Annotated in this window: 12 protein-coding genes; 7 read left to right on the top strand and 5 right to left on the bottom strand. The window is 58.3% G+C overall.

The window, feature by feature from the left end; all coding sequences use genetic code 11:
• The first annotated feature begins 78 nt into the window (after nt 1-78).
• Nucleotides 79-951 carry a nuclease-related domain-containing protein gene (locus I6L44_RS03205; RefSeq protein ID WP_216953273.1) on the top strand — a complete coding sequence of 291 codons (873 nt, stop codon included), beginning with the start codon at nt 79-81 and terminating at the stop codon, nt 949-951.
• A gap of 67 nt (nt 952-1,018) precedes the next feature.
• Here the strand turns inward: I6L44_RS03205 and I6L44_RS03200 are convergent, their stop codons facing one another.
• The 4 genes from I6L44_RS03200 to dapB all read right to left on the bottom strand — a co-directional run bounded on the left by I6L44_RS03200 (nt 1,019) and on the right by dapB (nt 8,337).
• Nucleotides 1,019-2,170 carry a DUF1615 domain-containing protein gene (locus I6L44_RS03200; protein WP_113739216.1) on the bottom strand — a complete coding sequence of 384 codons (1,152 nt, stop codon included), beginning with the start codon at nt 2,168-2,170 and terminating at the stop codon, nt 1,019-1,021.
• A 301-nt stretch (nt 2,171-2,471) separates the two neighbouring features.
• Complete coding sequence (carB, locus tag I6L44_RS03195) at nt 2,472-5,696, bottom strand: carbamoyl-phosphate synthase large subunit (RefSeq protein ID WP_005337626.1); 3,225 nt, start codon at nt 5,694-5,696, stop codon at nt 2,472-2,474.
• A 20-nt stretch (nt 5,697-5,716) separates the two neighbouring features.
• Complete coding sequence (gene carA / locus I6L44_RS03190) at nt 5,717-6,853, bottom strand: glutamine-hydrolyzing carbamoyl-phosphate synthase small subunit (RefSeq protein WP_005337628.1); 1,137 nt, start codon at nt 6,851-6,853, stop codon at nt 5,717-5,719.
• A gap of 671 nt (nt 6,854-7,524) precedes the next feature.
• Nucleotides 7,525-8,337, bottom strand: coding sequence for a 4-hydroxy-tetrahydrodipicolinate reductase (gene dapB / locus I6L44_RS03185; RefSeq protein WP_005347132.1), 813 nt, complete (start codon nt 8,335-8,337; stop codon nt 7,525-7,527).
• A gap of 273 nt (nt 8,338-8,610) precedes the next feature.
• On the opposite strand from dapB, the gene I6L44_RS03180 reads away from it, so the two are divergent.
• The 5 genes from I6L44_RS03180 (at nt 8,611) to serA (ending at nt 14,532) form a co-directional block, all read left to right on the top strand.
• A complete protein-coding gene (locus tag I6L44_RS03180) occupies nt 8,611-9,591 on the top strand; it encodes an alpha/beta hydrolase (RefSeq protein ID WP_216953272.1) in 981 nt (326 codons plus the stop codon).
• Between the two features lie 427 nt (nt 9,592-10,018).
• Nucleotides 10,019-11,353, top strand: a complete 1,335-nt coding sequence (locus tag I6L44_RS03175) for a Na+/H+ antiporter NhaC family protein (RefSeq protein WP_216953271.1) — start codon at nt 10,019-10,021, stop codon at nt 11,351-11,353.
• A 210-nt stretch (nt 11,354-11,563) separates the two neighbouring features.
• Nucleotides 11,564-12,160 (top strand): 5-formyltetrahydrofolate cyclo-ligase, encoded by a 597-nt coding sequence (locus tag I6L44_RS03170; protein WP_216953270.1) that lies wholly within the window; start codon nt 11,564-11,566, stop codon nt 12,158-12,160.
• A gap of 161 nt (nt 12,161-12,321) precedes the next feature.
• Entirely contained in the window at nt 12,322-12,975 is a 654-nt protein-coding gene (rpiA, locus tag I6L44_RS03165; protein WP_005353106.1) for a ribose-5-phosphate isomerase RpiA, read from the top strand.
• A gap of 324 nt (nt 12,976-13,299) precedes the next feature.
• Entirely contained in the window at nt 13,300-14,532 is a 1,233-nt protein-coding gene (serA, locus tag I6L44_RS03160; protein WP_005337639.1) for a phosphoglycerate dehydrogenase, read from the top strand.
• Between the two features lie 81 nt (nt 14,533-14,613).
• On the opposite strand, the gene I6L44_RS03155 is transcribed toward serA, so the two are convergent.
• Complete coding sequence (locus I6L44_RS03155) at nt 14,614-14,994, bottom strand: diacylglycerol kinase (protein ID WP_005337641.1); 381 nt, start codon at nt 14,992-14,994, stop codon at nt 14,614-14,616.
• Nucleotides 14,995-15,138: 144 nt separating this feature from the next.
• On the opposite strand from I6L44_RS03155, the gene I6L44_RS03150 reads away from it, so the two are divergent.
• Nucleotides 15,139-16,203 (top strand): 3-deoxy-7-phosphoheptulonate synthase, encoded by a 1,065-nt coding sequence (locus tag I6L44_RS03150; protein ID WP_216953269.1) that lies wholly within the window; start codon nt 15,139-15,141, stop codon nt 16,201-16,203.
• Nucleotides 16,204-16,206 lie beyond the last annotated feature (3 nt).

Here is a 16,206-nt window from a genome sequence, read left to right as displayed (position 1 = left end):
AGTAGTGGCATAGATCACACACGCTTGTTGAACCCACTGTTAACATGTTGCCATTGCACATCAGACGACAGCGTTGAAATGGACTTCACACCTGTTATTGCGGTTCTGCTGGACCAGCTCTGGTATCTGCTGCCCCTTCTGCTGATTGCCACCCTGATCAAAACGCCCAGGTTTAAGGGGATGGTTGGGGAGGCATTTATCAACTTGGGCATCCGGCTGTTTCTCGATCAGCGGGAGTACCACCTGCTCAAGGATGTTACGCTGCCTACCCCGCAGGGAACTACCCAGATCGACCATGTGCTCGTCTCGCGCTTCGGGCTATTTGTGATCGAGACCAAGAACATCAAGGGGTGGATATTTGACAATCCAGCCCACAAGAGCTGGACCCAGCAGCTCTATCGCCGCAGACATACCTTTCAAAATCCCCTGCGCCAAAACTATCTGCACCTGATGACGCTCAAATCCTTGCTGGGTCTTGCTGATCATCAGCTCCATTCGATTATCTACTTTATTGGCGACTGCACCTTTAAAACCCCCATGCCGGATAACGTGATGAACCGCGGGCTTATTCGCTATATCAAGAGTAAAACCACGCAGATGCTGACCCCCGCCGAAGTCACCAGAGTGATCGACACCATCCAGCGGGGACGACTGGCTGCCAATTGGCAGACCCATAAACAGCATGTGGCGCAGTTGAAAGCCCGTCACAGCGAGGTTCCCCACCCACCTTTATCCTTAGCTGCAATGTCTGTCGTCAATCAGGTGGTGAACGCCGCACCAACCACCACCGAATCGCTCACCCAAGCAAATCCACTATGCCCCAGATGCGGCAACCCGATGGTATTGCGTACCGCCAAACGGGGGGATAACCGAGGCAATCAGTTTTGGGGATGCAGTGGATACCCCAAATGCAGATTCATGGTAAATCTCACGGGGAACAGCAAGGCATGAACTGCCACACAAGGGGAAACTCACTCTGACAACAAGGGCGGCCAATTGGCCGCCCTTGTTGTGTTTCTTAGCGAATGGTCGCCATCTGCCGCACGCAACGTTGCTCCCTGTCATCCACCCGCTTGGCAAACCAGGCGGTGGTGAGGTTGCGGGTAATTTTCGGACTCTTTAGCTGAATGCCGGGCAGGATGGCGCGGGGCAGTCGCTTGCCCGCTTGCTTGTCGGCCAGGGTAAAGATGCGATGGTAGAGATCGGTCTCGGCAAATTCGGCGGTATCCCCTTTGCGCAGGCTCTGGTGGATCGCCTGTTTGCTCATATTGACCCGGTTGGCGAGGGTGTAGACGGCAAGCTCGGTGTTGCCCGGCAGATCCGAGTCATAGCGGATCAGATCCCCGTCCAGCGCCAGAGTTTTGCCACTCAAACGGCTGACGGCGGCCTGAAAGGCGGCATTGCGACTGGCGTACCAGCCAGCGTTGAAATCGGCAAAGCGGTAGAGGGTATCCGGGTAGTCGGCGGGATAACCGAAGATATGTTTGGTGCCAAACCAGATGCCGCCGCGACGGGTAAAGACTTCGTGGCGAATGGAGTCCTTGATTGGATAGGGGTAGCCACGGGCGTTGGCCTCGGCAAAGGCGATGCTCACCTGCATCGGGCCGCCGGTATGCACCGGGTTGAGGTTGCCAAACAGCGTCTTGCCCATCGGCAGCATGCTGATCATGTCTTCGAAGATTTCACTCATCTCCCGCTCGGTACGCAACTTGTCGATCCGCTCGGCGTAGCTCTTGCCAGTGGGCGAGTTGATGGAGAGCGCGGCCCGCACCATAAATTCGGGGATCAGCAGCTTGGCTGCCCGTGAATTGATCTCTTTCCAAGCGATCTTGCCAAGGCCCGGCACCACGGGGTCGGCCTGATAAGTGGCTTCCTGCTCCGCCACCGCCAGCACGCTGCAGACGTTGTGATCATTGACCGTCACCCCCTGGGTGGTGAGCGCCGTCACCACGTCGTTGGCCCACCCCTGTTTGTCAGGCACCTGACGGGGCAAGAAGCGCACGATGCGGCTCTTCATATCCGCCGGTTTGCGCGGCTGCATGGCAGGCGGCGTTTTGGGGTTGCTCACGCTCGCCTCTTTGGTGGGCGCGGAGGCGGGATCACTGGCACAACCAGCCAGCAACAAGGCAGAGCAGAAGGCAAGAAGACGACAGGAAGGCAAAGCGGTCATAAGCATGTCCATTTTTTGTTGGCCCTACAGGCAGCGCCGCTGGCACTGCACTGACAAGCAAAGTGGGGCCATTGTAGAGGATTGCCTGCTGCAGTTGAAACCCGCGCTCGCAGCATCCCCTCCCCTTGCCAGCTTTTGCCACCCCACGCGCCATCCGTTGTCTGCGATGAGGAAGACATGACCTTCTTCAAGGATTCACCCGGCCCGAACCGAACGGTGAGCGCCTGATAAAAAGAAACCCCCGCCATCGCTGGCGGGGGTTGGTCGTCTGGCAAGTCGGGCTGATGCCCGCTGCAAACTCTTAGCGGTTTTTCACCTTCTGGTGCAGCTCCTGCACCGAGTTGACGTTGGCGGTGGCATCCACGCTGATGGCCATGCAGGTGGCAAACGCCTCATTCATGGTGGTGGTATACGCCACTTTGTTTTGCAAGGCGGCGCGACGCAGCTGCTTGGAGTCCTGGATCGCCACCCGCCCTTCGGCGGTGTTGACGATGTAGGTGTACTCGCCATTCTTGATACGGTCGAGAATGTGCGGGCGACCTTCATGCACCTTGTTGACCAGGCGCGGGTTGATGCTCGCTTCACCCAGCGCGACCGCGGTGCCGTGAGTGGCATCCAGCTCGTAGCCCAGCTCCAGCAGCTTGGCGGCCAAGTCGACCACCTGTGCCTTGTCGCTGTGACGCACTGACAAGAGGGCACGACCCTCTTTCGGTACGGCGTGGTTGGCACCCAGCTGCGCCTTGGCATAGGCCTCGGCAAAGCTGCTGCCCACCCCCATAACCTCACCGGTAGAGCGCATCTCTGGCCCCAGCAGCGGGTCAACTCCCGGGAACTTGGCGAACGGCAGTACCACCTCTTTCACCGAGTAGTAGGGTGGGATGATCTCTTTGGTGAAGCCCTGTTCTTGCAGCGACTGACCGGCCATCACACGGGCGGCAATCTTGGCCAGCGGGGCGCCGGTCGCCTTGGAGACAAACGGCACGGTACGGGCGGCACGCGGGTTCACTTCGATGAGATAGATATCATCGCCCTTGACCGCGAACTGCACGTTCATCAGGCCGATAACACCGAGCTCCAGCGCCAGCTTACGCACCTGCTCGCGGATCTCGTCCTGAATCTTCTTGGACAAGGTGTAAGGAGGCAGGGAGCAACCGGAGTCACCGGAGTGAATACCGGCCTGCTCGATGTGCTCCATGATGCCGCCGATGACCACATCGGTGCCGTCGCAGATGGCATCCACGTCCAGCTCGGTGGCATCGTCCAGGAAGCGGTCCAGCAGCACCGGCGATTCGTTGGAGACGCTCACCGCCTCGGCAAAGTAGCGACGCAGATCCTGCTCGTCATAGACGATTTCCATGGCGCGGCCACCCAGCACGTAGGAGGGACGAACCACCAGCGGGTAGGTAATGCGCTCGGCCAGCAGCACGGCCTGCTCCAGCGCGGTGACGGTGCCGTTTTCCGGCTGCTTGAGGCCGAGGCGCTCGACAGCAGACTGGAAGCGCTCGCGGTCTTCGGCGCGGTCGATGGCATCCGGGCTGGTACCGATGATCGGCACGCCGTTGGCTTCCAGTGCACGGGCCAGTTTCAGCGGGGTCTGGCCACCGTACTGAACGATGACGCCCTTGGGTTTTTCGATGCGCACGATTTCCAGCACATCTTCCAGGGTCACCGGCTCGAAGTAGAGACGATCCGAGGTGTCGTAATCGGTGGAGACGGTCTCCGGGTTGCAGTTGACCATGATGGTCTCGTAACCGTCTTCGCGCAGGGCCAGCGCCGCGTGCACGCAGCAGTAGTCGAACTCGATACCCTGACCGATACGGTTCGGGCCACCGCCGATGATCATGATCTTGTCGCGGTTGCTCGGGGCCGCTTCGCACTCCTCGTCATAGCTGGAGTACATGTAGGCGGTGTTGGTAGCGAACTCGGCGGCGCAGGTATCGACCCGCTTGTAGACCGGGAAGATGTTGTGGCGGGCACGCAGTTTGCGCACTTCCCCTTCGGCCACACCGAGGATCTTGGCCAGACGGGCATCGGCAAAGCCTTTGCGCTTGAGGGCGCGCAGGAAGTCGGCATCGAGACCGGCCATGCCGCGCTCTTTCACCTCTTCCTCCAGCTTCACCAGGTCTTCAATCTGTACCAGGAACCAGGGGTCAATCTTGGTCAGCTTGAAGATGCCATCCATGGAGAGACCGGCGCGGAATGCATCGGCGATGTAGAAGATACGGTCACTACCAGCGTCCTGCAGCTCGTGACGGATGCGGGTCAGGGAGTCCGGGGCATTGAGGTCAACCATGGGGTCGAAGCCGGTTTTGCCGGTTTCGAGGCTGCGCAGCGCCTTGTGCAGGGACTCCTGGAAGTTGCGGCCGATGGCCATCACTTCACCGACCGACTTCATCTGGGTCGTCAGACGGTCGTTGGCACCGGCGAATTTTTCGAAGTTGAAGCGCGGCACCTTGGTGACCACGTAGTCGATGGCCGGCTCGAAGGAGGCCGGAGTGCGACCGCCGGTGATGTCGTTCATCAGCTCGTCGAGGGTGTAACCGATGGCGAGTTTGGCTGCGATCTTGGCGATGGGGAAACCGGTCGCCTTGGAAGCCAGCGCAGAGGAGCGCGACACCCGCGGGTTCATCTCGATGATGACCATGCGGCCATCTTTCGGGTTGATACCGAACTGGACGTTGGAGCCGCCGGTCTCGACGCCGATTTCGCGCAGCACCGCCATGGAGGCGTTGCGCATCAGCTGGTACTCCTTGTCGGTCAGCGTCTGGGCTGGCGCGACCGTAATGGAGTCACCGGTGTGGATACCCATGGGGTCGAAGTTTTCGATGGCGCAGACGATGATGCAGTTGTCGTTGCGATCCCGCACCACTTCCATCTCGTACTCTTTCCAGCCGATCAGCGACTCGTCGATGAGCAGCTCTTTGGTCGGGGAGAGATCCAGACCGCGCTCGCAGATCTCGACGAACTCTTCGGTGTTGTAGGCGATGCCGCCACCGGAGCCGCCCATGGTAAAGGAGGGACGGATGATGCAGGGGAAACCGACCATCTGCTGCACGCCCCATGCCTCTTCCATGTTGTGGGCGATACCGGCGCGTGGGCACTCCAGGCCAATGCTGCGCATCGCCTTGTCAAAACGGGAGCGGTCTTCGGCCTTGTCGATGGCGTCGGCGGTGGCACCGATCATCTCGACACCGAACTCGGCCAGCACGCCATGCTTCTCCAGTGCCAGTGCGCAGTTGAGCGCAGTCTGGCCGCCCATGGTGGGCAGGATGGCGTCCGGGCGCTCTTTCTTGATGATTTCGCGCACTACTTCCCAAGTGATGGGCTCTATGTAGGTGGCGTCTGCCATCTCCGGGTCGGTCATGATGGTGGCCGGATTGGAGTTGACCAGAATGACGCGGTAGCCCTCCTCGCGCAGGGCTTTGCACGCCTGGGCGCCGGAGTAGTCAAATTCGCAGGCTTGGCCGATGACGATGGGGCCGGCGCCGAGGATCAGGATGCTCTGAAGGTCATTACGTTTTGGCATGAAACTCTTTCCTCTATTTCTTAGGCGCGATACTGCTTAATCAATTCAATAAAGTGGTCAAAGAGACCGGCACAATCGTGCGGGCCCGGGCTCGCTTCGGGGTGACCCTGGAAGCTGAAGGCCGGACGGTCGGTGCGATGGATGCCTTGCAAGGAGCCATCGAACAGGGAGACGTGGGTGGCGCGCAGGCAATCCGGCAGACTGTTCTCATCTACCGCGAAACCGTGGTTCTGGGCGGTGATCATCACGGTGTTGTCATCGAGGCTCTTCACCGGGTGGTTGGCACCGTGGTGGCCAAACTTCATCTTGACGGTCTTGGCGCCGGAGGCCAGACCCAGCAGCTGGTGACCCAGACAGATGCCGAATACCGGCGTATTGGTATTAAGGAAAGCCTTGATGGCCTCGATGGCGTAGTCGCACGGCTCGGGGTCGCCGGGGCCGTTGGAGAGGAAGATGCCATCCGGGTTCATCGCCAGTACCTCGGCGGCCGGGGTCTTGGCCGGTACCACGGTCAGGCGACAGCCGCGGTCAACCAGCATCCGCAGGATGTTGCGCTTGACGCCAAAGTCATAGGCTACCACGTGGTATTTCAGCTGGTCGGCATCCGGGGTGACGTGCCCCTTGCCAAGCTGCCAGCTCCCTTCGGTCCAGTTGTACGCCTCACCAACCGTCACCTCTTTGGCCAAGTCCATCCCCTTCAGACCGGGGAAGGCGCGGGCCTGTTCGAGGGCATAGGCTTCATCGACCTGTTTCCCGGCCAGAATGCAGCCAGCCTGAGCGCCTTTCTCGCGCAGAATGCGGGTCAGTTTACGGGTGTCGATGTCGGCGATGCCAACGATGTTGTGAGACTTGAGGTATTCGGAGAGGGATTGCTGATTGCGGAAATTGGAGGCAAGTATCGGAAGGTCCCGGATGATCAATCCCTGAGCATGGATCTGACTGGACTCTTCATCTTCGCTGTTGGTGCCGGTGTTGCCTATATGGGGGTAAGTGAGGGTGACGATCTGACGGGAATAAGAGGGATCGGTGAGGATTTCCTGATAGCCCGTCATCGACGTATTGAAAACCACTTCACCAACGGAACATCCCTCGGCGCCTATCGACACGCCTTTGAACACAGTTCCATCTTCCAGCACTAGCAATGCAGTGTGATTCAAGACAACCTCCAGTTATTTAGCTTTAAATTCAGCAATTTACCTGGGTGTTGCGGGCTCGGTTCCGGTCTTGGACAGGACTCGAACCCGGCAGATTTCTGGCAAATTGGGCGCATTCTACTTAAAAAAAGTGGCATTTCAACGTCTTTTCTCAGATGAAATGCATCTAAATTCAATAAAAAAGCAACATTACCCATTATCTATGCACTTAATCGCTTTGCAACCCCCTCCCGCGAAAGAAAAGGAAAAATCACCATCAAAAGATGCAATCAAGCCAGCAATAACGACAAAAACAAACAAAAAAACCAATTAAAACAATGGTTTTTATTTTTACACAAAAAAACATTAATGAAAAATTTAACGCTTTTATGATGACAAGATTGAACATGAAAATTGGAAAACGTTTTTCTGCGTTTGAATTTTTAGTCTTTTCCAGTCCGTGTAAAAAAATGGCTTCATCAGCCATAAAGATGCTCAAATCTGTTACCTGGTGATGACATTCAGGAAGGGAAAATCTGGTAGATAACGCAATAGTGTGATTTATAAGGCGTTCAGTTAAAAATTGCAGGAAGCGTGTCCTTTTACACAAACTCTGGCTGACTGACAGCAAAAACCCCGGCAAGCCGGGGTTTTTCACTGGGGTAGCAGTAGTACGAAAGTGCCGCTCAGAGGCATTACTTGAGATTGAGCACATCCTGCATGTCATAAAGACCGGCACCCTGCTGACCAAGCCACTTGCCCGCCCGCACAGCACCGTTGGCGAAAGTCAGGCGACTTGAAGCTTTGTGGCTGATCTCCACCCGCTCGCCGATATCGGCAAACATGACGGTATGCTCCCCCACCAGATCGCCGGCGCGAATGGTGGCAAAGCCGATAGTGTTGCGATCCCGCTCGCCAGTGATCCCCTCGCGACCATAGACGGCACACTCCTTGAGATCGCGACCCAGCGTTTTGGCGACCACTTCACCCATGGATAGCGCAGTACCGGATGGCGCATCTACCTTGTGGCGATGGTGGCCCTCGATGATCTCGATGTCGGTGTAATCCCCCATCACCTTGGCGGCCTGCTCCAGCAGCTTGAACACCAGGTTGACCCCGACCGAGTAGTTGGAGGCGAACACGATACCGATCTGCTTGCCCGCCTCTTTCAGGGCGGCCTTGCCTGCATCGTCAAAACCGGTGGTGCCAATCACCATCTGCTTGTGGTGGGCCAGCGCAAAGGCCAGATTGGCAAGGGTCACCTCGGGGCGGGTGAAGTCGATGATGAGATCAAACTCATCGCGCACCTTGTCCAGACTATCGCTGATGGCCACACCCAGATGGCCCAGCCCATTGAGCTCACCGGCATCAAGGCCGATCACCGCCGAACCCGGCCGCTCCAGCGCGGCACCGACCACTACGCCATCGGTGTTGGTGATGGCCTCCAGCAGCACCTTGCCCATACGACCATTACAGCCCATCACGGCCACACGGATCGGATTGTCCATCTCCACCCTCTCATCTCTTTTAATTATGGAAAGAGACCGTTTTACCAGCCCGCGCCGGGTTTGAAAAGCCATGATGCCACCACTCCTTGCTGCGCTCGCCAACGGCAGCGCACACTGGCTGGCCAAGAACTTCCTTTTGGTCACAGGTCGTTTTTCATCGTCTCACTCCATCATTTGGCAGACCGGGTGCCATCTGATAGGTTCGAACGAGTGAAATGCCAGCATAAGCAAAATCAGGGCAACGCCCGTGTCGATATCAAACGAGGTGCAAGAATGAGCGCAGGATTGCTGTTTGCTGTGGGGTTGATATCACTGACCCTGGTCATGCTGGCCGCGGCTCTGCTGTTTGGCGGGCCGAGCCCGGCACCGGCGATGGCCAGCATCAACGATCCTTTCAAGGGGAGTGACTGGAGCAACATGCCACCTCTCTCAAGATACCCGGCGCGTGACGGCACGCAGCTGGCCTATCGGCACTATGGCGCAGAGGAGAATACGAAGAACAACAAGGTCAAGGGCAGCGTGGTACTGGTTCACGGCTCTTCTGCCAGTAGTCAGAGCATGCACAAGATGGCGAGCGCCTTTTCGCAAGCGGGATATGACGCCTACGCCCTCGATATTCGCGGCCATGGCGCATCGGGCAACAAAGGCACCATTGCCTACATCGGTCAGCTTGAAGACGATCTGGAAGATTTCATCAAGTCGGTAGCCCCCGACAAGCCTGCAACACTCGTCGGCTTCTCGTCAGGGGGTGGCTTTGTCCTGCGTGTTGCTGGCAGTGCGCGACAAACCCTGTTCGAGAGCTATCTGCTGCTCTCCCCCTACCTTGGCCCCACCGCCGCCAACTACCGGCCCAACAGCGGTGGCTGGGTGCGTGTCGGCTTGCCTCGCCTCATCGCCCTGAGCATCCTCAACGGTTTCCATATTTCCGCACTCAACCATCTGACCGTGCTGAACTTTGCCCTTAATGATGAGGCGAAATCCCTGCTGATCCCCTCTTACTCCTTCAACCTTGCTTCGAACTTTCAGCCGGAGCGCGACTATCAGCAAAACATACGCAATGTGCAACGCCCCTGCGCCGTGATCGCGGGTGCAAATGACGAAGCCTTTCAAACAGATCAACTTGAACCTGAGTTAAGACGTCTCGGCATCTCCTGGCCTGTCACCCTGCTGCCCGGAATTGGCCACATTCCGCTGACGCTGGAACAGGATGCTCTCGCGACAGCCGTTCAGGCGGTGGAGAAACTGACACAGTAACCACACAGCTCAGGTCTTGTGTCCACGAGTTCTGGAAATATCCGCACCATGCTCACGTAGAGATAGAGAGAGGTGCGGCTGACGTTTGGCAGCGGGAGAAATCCCCAAGATGGCATGCAGAGATCTTATCGTTTACCTCTTTCCTTATTAAAGGCACGCGATACCCGCGGACTGCGTCAGAACAGCAATGAACAATAAACAGCACTAGCTTCTTTTTCCGAATATTCTTTGGATATCTCAATAACACCAGAATCATCAAACAAAAACACCTATCCATCTGGACGTCTATCTTGACCTTGCGGGGTTGACTCACTACTGTGAGCACCCCAATGCGGCAGGATGCCCGCCCTGTTTTTCCCTATTCCTATCCGATACAGGTACAAAGCAGTTTATGACAGGAGGTCATTGTTCAATTTCAGAGGAACACATGATCCAGATCCAACCCAGTGCCAGGGCCTTGTTGCCACTTCTGGTTTTTCTCGCACTCTTTATCGGTACCGGTACCTGGCTAACCCTGCAGGGGGTCGAGTTCGCCTTCTATCAGCTGCCCGCTCCGGTTGCTGCCCTGCCTGCCGTGATGCTGGCCCTGCTGCTTGGCAAAGAGAGCTTCAACAGCAATCTGGAGACCTTCTTCAAGGGGGTTGGCCACAGCAATATCATGGCGATGTGCCTTATCTATCTGCTGGCGGGCGCCTTTGCCAGCGTGGCCAAGGCCACCGGCGGCGTTGATGCCACCGTGGCGCTGGGCCTGTCGCTCATCCCTGGCTGGGCGCTGTTGCCCGGGCTGTTCCTCATCTCTGCCTTTATTGCTACCGCTATGGGCACCTCCATGGGCACCATAGGTGCCGTGGCGCCGGTCGCGCTGGGCGTGGCGCAGGCGGCCGGTATCGATCCGGTGCTGATGGCAGGCACCATTCTCTCCGGCGCCATGTTTGGCGATAACCTCTCCATCATCTCCGACACCACCATAGCAGCAACCCGCAGTCAGGGGTGCGAGATGAAGGACAAGTTCCGCGAGAACTTCAAGATTGCGGCCCCTGCTGCCATCGCGGTGATCCTGCTCTATCTGACCCTGGGCTCAGTGGGGGAATCCCCAACCAACGGCAGTGCCATCGAGCTGTTCAAGGTGATGCCTTATCTGCTGATCCTGGGGCTGGCGCTCGCCGGAGTGAATGTGTTTGTGGTGCTGGGGATCGGCATTCTGGCCGCCGGAGTGGTGGGCATGATCAACGGCTACGCCATCGGTCAGTTCAGCAAGGATATCTATCAGGGCTTTACCGGCATGCAGGAGATCTTCCTGCTCTCCATGCTGATCGGCGGCCTCGGCGCCCTGATGGAACGTCAGGGTGGTCTGGCCTGGATCAGTGAGCACATCAGCGCCCTGATTGCCCGTTTCACTCGCGAGCACAATGGTGAACAGAACGAGAAAGCGGCCGAGCTCGGCATCGCCGGGGTGGTGAGCCTCACCAACCTGTGCACCGCCAACAACACGGTGGCTATTATCGTCGCCAGCAAAGTAGCCCGGGATCTGGCCGAACACCACGGTGTCACCCCGCGCCGCGCCGCCTCCATGCTGGATATCTTCTCCTGCGTGGTACAGGGTCTGATCCCCTGGGGCGCACAGGCGCTGCTGCTGGGATCCATCTTCGCCCTGTCGCCGTTGGCGGTGGTGAGCATGAGTTTCTACCCGATGGCGCTCGCGGTAGCGGCACTCATTGCAGTGTTTGTGAAGCACCAGATGCGCGGCAAGGCTGACAAGTAACAAACCAGAGGCTGGCGCGCCGACATGCTGTCAACAGGGGCTACACCCTGGCCCTTGTTGACTCACTAACGGATCCGCCAGCATTTATCCCACCGTTCCGGGCATCAGCCGTCCGGGGCGGGAGTTCCCCTGCCCCTTAACGTCAAGAGTGAATGTGCTAAGGTAGAGCGCGTTCAAGCCATCGATGCGCAGCTATACCAGAGGTTCCCCATGCATGAGTCCCAACCCGAACGTCAATCCCTGCGCCAACTGGTTCGTCAACGCCGCAAAAATCTGAGTCCGGCCGAGCAGCAATTGGCGGCCCAACAGCTGCTGGCCCAGTTCAAGCAACACCCCGAGATCCTCGCCGCCAAACGCATTGCCCTCTATCTGGCCAATGACGGGGAGATCAATCCCTTGCCCACCATCCATTGGCTGTGGGCCCAGCACAAAGAGGTCTACCTGCCGGTGCTCCACCCCTTTACCCCGGGTCACCTGCTCTTTTTGCGCTATACCGCCACCAGCCCCATGGTACGCAACCGCTACGGCATCGAAGAGCCGGAGCTGGATATCCTGCAGGTGGTGCCCCACAGCACGCTCGATCTTATCTGCACCCCGCTGGTCGCCTTTGATGCTCAAGGTAATCGCCTTGGCATGGGGGGCGGCTACTACGATCGCACCCTCGCCATCTGGCATGAGCACAAGCTGGGCCCCAAGCCACTCGGCATTGCCCACGACTGCCAGCAGGTAGATTCCGTCCCGCAAGAGGAGTGGGATGTGCCGCTGCCCCAGATCATCACCCCAAGCCACTGCTGGCGCTTTGAATAGGCTGTTTTTGGCCGGCAGCCCCAGCTTTGTGCGCGCAAACGCAGAATAAACAGGCAAACGATTTACAAAGTCCCTCTTTTTGCCCCGGAACGTGAGCAACAAGGTCGCGACGGGGTACCGGGTTGGATATAATGCGCCCGCTTTTTTCTTAAGGAACGATCATGACTCAAGATGAAATGAAGAAGGCGGCCGGTTGGGCTGCGCTCAAGTATGTGGTTCCCGGCACCATCGTCGGGGTGGGCACCGGCTCTACCGTCAACCACTTTATCGACGCGCTGGCGACCATGAAGGACGAGATCAAGGGGGCGGTATCCAGCTCCGTGGCCTCTACCGAGCGCCTCAAGGGCTTCGGCATCACCGTATATGATCTCAACGAGATCGACGCCCTCTCCGTCTATGTGGATGGCGCCGACGAGATCAACGCAACCCGCGACATGATCAAGGGCGGTGGCGCAGCCCTGACCCGCGAGAAGATCGTTGCCGCCGTCGCTGACAAGTTCATCTGCATCATCGACAACACCAAGACCGTCGACGTGCTGGGCCAGTTCCCGCTGCCAGTCGAAGTGATCCCGATGGCCCGCGAATACGTGGCCCGCGAAATTCGCAAACTGGGTGGCAACCCGGTGTGGCGTGAAGGCGTGGTCACCGACAACGGCAACCACATTCTGGATGTGAAAGGCATGGCCATTACCGACGCCAAGGCACTGGAAGTACGACTGAACGCCATCGTTGGCGTGGTCACCAACGGCCTGTTCGCCGCGCGCGGCGCCGACGTGGTCCTGATCGGTACGCCGGACGGCGTGATTACCCAGTAATCCCGACACCGGCAGCACAGTGCAGCGGCATCCTCCCTCGCACGCCAGCGCCACTCTGCCACCTCTGACGCAGCAGCGGCGTTGATTGAGCCCCGGGATGGGATATGACCCAAACATTGCACTGTGAATAAATGACGGCGCCTGATGGCGCCGTTTTTATTTATCCCTCAACAAGTTGCATACGGATGTTTACAACATTCGTTGATAACTTCAAAGAATTTGACTTTCGTCACAAATATTCCCTCTCCCAAACGTTTTTGCTACTTTACGGTTTTCTTCGCACACCAAATCTGCACTTACGTTTGCACATACAGAGGGATCGTCATGACTGCCAAGTTTTCGTTGGACAAGGATAAAATCAAGGTTCTGCTGCTGGAGGGGGTTCATCCCAACACCGTAGAGACCTTTCGTGCCGCAGGTTACACCAGTGTGGAGTATCTCAAGACCTCGCTCTCCGAAGAGGAGCTGATCGAGCAGATCCGCGACGTCCATTTCATCGGGCTGCGCTCCCGCACCCAGATCACCGAGAAAGTCCTCGACGCCGCCAACAAGCTGGTCGCCATCGGCTGCTTCTGCATCGGTACCAACCAGGTCGAGCTGGAAGCGGCCCAGATCCGCGGTATTCCGGTCTTCAACGCCCCCTTCTCCAACACCCGCTCGGTCGCCGAGCTGGTTCTGGGCGAGATCCTGCTGCTGCTGCGCGGCATCCCCGAGAAGAACGCCAAGTGCCATCGCGGCGTGTGGGAAAAACTGGCCAATCGCTCGGTGGAAGCGCGCGGCAAGAAGCTCGGCATCATCGGCTACGGCCACATCGGTACCCAGCTTGGCATCATCGCCGAAAGCATCGGCATGAAGGTTTATTACTACGATATCGAGAACAAGCTCTCGCTGGGCAACGCCATCCAGGTGCCAAGCATGGTCGAGCTGCTCAATATGTCTGACGTCATCAGCCTGCACGTGCCGGAGACCGCCTCCACCAAGAACATGATCGGTGCCGAGCAGCTGCGGATGATGAAACCGGGCGCCATCTTCATCAACGCCGCCCGCGGTACCGTGGTGGATATCGATGCGCTGGCTGACGTCATCAAGAGCGGCCATATCGCCGGCGCCGCCATCGACGTCTTCCCGGTCGAGCCCAAGTCCAACGACGAGGAGTTCCAAAGCCCGCTGCGTGGGTTGGAGAACGTCATCCTGACCCCGCACATCGGTGGCACCACCCATGAAGCGCAGGAGAACATCGGGCTGGAAGTGGCCAACAAGCTGGTCAAATACTCCGACAACGGCTCCACCCTCTCCGCCGTCAACTTCCCGGAAGTGTCGCTGCCGGGCCATAAGGGCTCCAGCCGCCTGCTGCACATTCACCGCAACCAGCCGGGTGTGATGAACCAGATCAACCAGATCTTCGCCGAAGAGGGGATCAACATCGCCGGTCAATACCTGCAGACCAGCAGCCATATCGGTTACGTGGTGATCGATGTGGAGACAGAGCACAGCGAGAAGGCGCTCGCGAAGCTCAAGGAGATCAACGGCACCATCCGTGCCCGCATCCTCCACTGATAGCCCCTTATCTGCGCAGCAAAAAGCCCGTCGTGATGACGGGCTTTTGTATGAAGCAGAACCTCAAAGCAGCGTGATGGCTTACCACCACCCCAACAGGTTGCGGCCTACCAGCGCGCCCCACACCAGAGCATTGAGGGCCAACGCGATAAAGACGGCGGCAGAGCCCAGATCCTTGGCGCGGCCGGAGAGCTCATGATGCTCGGAGCCAACCCTGTCTACCACAGCTTCAATGGCGGAGTTGAGGATCTCGACGATCACCACCAGCCAGCTGATGACGATAAGCAGCAGGATCTGGTTGAGAGAATCCCCCAGCCAGAAGGCAAGTGGCATCAGCAACAGGATCAGCATCAGCTCCTGCCGAAAAGCCGCCTCGTTAATCCAAGCTGACTTGAGCCCCTTCATGCTGTAACCGGTTGCGTTGATGATGCGGGTGACCCCGGTTGCCCCTGGCTTTGCCACGCTATCTACCTCATTTGGAATCGATTTTGGCCTCACATCCTATCAGAGCCCCCCAAGGTTTCAATCAGGGGACTTTTGCTTTATTTTATCTCTTTGCATTTTCGCCCCTTGCGGCTGACACCACCCACTCGAGACTTGAGTTGTATGTCCATTCACACAGATGAATTGCGCACCCGTCGCCTGGAGTCACTGATCACTCCGAGCGAGCTTGCACACGCGTTTCCGATCACCGATACCATTGCCCAGAATCTGCTGGATGCCCGTCGCGAAGTGGAAGCCATTCTGGCCGGAGACGATCAGCGCCTGCTGGTCATTGTCGGCCCCTGCTCTATCCATGATCCCGCTGCTGCTCGCGAGTATGCCCAGCGCCTCAACGCCCTGCGCGAGCAGTATAAAGAGAGCCTCTGCATCGTGATGCGCACCTATTTCGAGAAGCCGCGCACCATCGTCGGCTGGAAAGGGCTGATCAACGATCCGCGCCTCGATGGCAGCTTCGACGTCAACGAAGGGCTGAAACTGGCGCGCAAACTGCTGGTCGACATCAACGAGATCGGCATGCCCACTGCCACCGAATTCCTCGATATGGTGACCGGCCAGTATATTGCCGACCTCATCACCTGGGGCGCCATCGGCGCACGCACCACCGAATCCCAGGTACACCGCGAGATGGCTTCGGCCCTCTCCTGCCCGGTTGGCTTCAAGAACGGCACCGACGGCAATACCCGCATCGCCATCGATGCGGTGCGCGCCGCCCGTCACAGCCACATCTTCTATTCGCCGGACAAGGACGGCAAGATGACCATCTACCGCACCGCCGGTAACCCCTTTGGTCATGTGATCCTGCGTGGCGGCCACCGACCCAACTACGACACCGCCAGTGTCGATGAAGCGTGCGAGGCGCTGGCCGATGTGGGCCTGCCGGAGCGGCTGGTGGTCGATTTCAGCCACGGCAACAGCATGAAGGATCACCGTCGCCAGCTGCTGGTCGCGCAAGATATCTGCGATCAGCTGCGCCGCGGCCGCACCGGCATCGCCGGTATCATGGCCGAGAGCTTCCTGGTGGAAGGGCGTCAGGATGTGGAGAACGGCTGCGCCGCCACCTTTGGCCAGAGCATCACCGATGCCTGCCTGTCATGGAGCGACACCGAAACCCTGCTGGCGATGCTGGCAGAGGCTGCGCAGGTGCGCCTTGCCAAGCGGCAAGCCTGAGCC

This window comes from Aeromonas sp. FDAARGOS 1414, from assembly GCF_019047065.1.
Taxonomy (GTDB): domain Bacteria; phylum Pseudomonadota; class Gammaproteobacteria; order Enterobacterales; family Aeromonadaceae; genus Aeromonas; species Aeromonas veronii_A.
This window is presented reverse-complemented; position numbering and strand designations above follow the sequence as displayed.

What these genes read in the sequence shown, in the direction of transcription:
- I6L44_RS03170 (WP_216953270.1), top strand. Translation starts at nt 11,564, where the DNA reads ATGCATGAGTCCCAACCCGAACGTCAATCCCTGCGCCAACTGGTTCGT.
- carB (WP_005337626.1), bottom strand. Translation starts at nt 5,696, where the DNA reads ATGCCAAAACGTAATGACCTTCAGAGCATCCTGATCCTCGGCGCCGGC.
- I6L44_RS03175 (WP_216953271.1), top strand. Translation starts at nt 10,019, where the DNA reads ATGATCCAGATCCAACCCAGTGCCAGGGCCTTGTTGCCACTTCTGGTT.
- I6L44_RS03200 (WP_113739216.1), bottom strand. Translation starts at nt 2,170, where the DNA reads ATGACCGCTTTGCCTTCCTGTCGTCTTCTTGCCTTCTGCTCTGCCTTG.
- I6L44_RS03205 (WP_216953273.1), top strand. Translation starts at nt 79, where the DNA reads ATGGACTTCACACCTGTTATTGCGGTTCTGCTGGACCAGCTCTGGTAT.
- rpiA (WP_005353106.1), top strand. Translation starts at nt 12,322, where the DNA reads ATGACTCAAGATGAAATGAAGAAGGCGGCCGGTTGGGCTGCGCTCAAG.
- I6L44_RS03150 (WP_216953269.1), top strand. Translation starts at nt 15,139, where the DNA reads ATGTCCATTCACACAGATGAATTGCGCACCCGTCGCCTGGAGTCACTG.
- I6L44_RS03180 (WP_216953272.1), top strand. Translation starts at nt 8,611, where the DNA reads ATGAGCGCAGGATTGCTGTTTGCTGTGGGGTTGATATCACTGACCCTG.
- dapB (WP_005347132.1), bottom strand. Translation starts at nt 8,337, where the DNA reads ATGGACAATCCGATCCGTGTGGCCGTGATGGGCTGTAATGGTCGTATG.
- serA (WP_005337639.1), top strand. Translation starts at nt 13,300, where the DNA reads ATGACTGCCAAGTTTTCGTTGGACAAGGATAAAATCAAGGTTCTGCTG.